General features: G+C 69.5%; 1 protein-coding gene. It reads right to left on the bottom strand.

Annotated features, from left to right (window positions below; genetic code table 11):
* A partial coding sequence (locus tag ABD207_RS31995; protein ID WP_344016823.1) for an IS256 family transposase occupies positions 1-581 on the bottom strand: 581 nt, incomplete at both ends.

Raw genomic sequence — 581 nt, 5'->3', positions numbered from 1 at the left:
CCAGGTAGAGGCGTTTGAGGGCGGCCTGTTCGTTGGGGAAGTGTCCGCACGCCTGGGCTGCGCGCCGGTAGCGGGCATTGAGGGACTCGATCGCGTTGGTCGTGTAGACGACCTGCCGGATCGCGTCGGGCAGGCCGAGGAAGGGCACGAACTCGCTCCAGGCCCGTTCCCAGGTCCCGGCGATCGAGGGGTAGCGCTTGCCCCACTTCTCGTCGAAGTCGGTGAGCCGTTGCCGTGCTTCGTCCTCGTTGACGGCGGTGTAGACGGGCTTGAGGTCGCGGGCGACCTCGGCCCAGTCGCGGCGGGAGGCATAGCGCAGGCTGGCACGGATGAGGTGGACGACGCAGGTCTGCACCACCGTGCGGGGCCAGACGGCGTTCACCGCGTCGGGCAGGGCGCCGAGCCCGTCGCAGACCAGCATCAGCACATCGCGCACACCACGGTTCTTGATCTCGGTCAGGACGGTCTGCCAGTACTTGGCGCCCTCGCCGCCGTCGCCCGCCCACAGGCCGAGGATCTCCCGATAGCCGTCGGCGGTGACCGCCACGGCCACGTAGACCGGCCGGTTGGCGACATGACCG

This window comes from Streptomyces thermospinosisporus, from assembly GCF_039526425.1.
GTDB classification, from domain to species: Bacteria; Actinomycetota; Actinomycetes; order Streptomycetales; family Streptomycetaceae; genus Streptomyces; species Streptomyces thermocarboxydovorans.
Note: the sequence above shows the minus strand (reverse complement) of the source record. Positions and strands in the feature narration are given on the sequence as shown.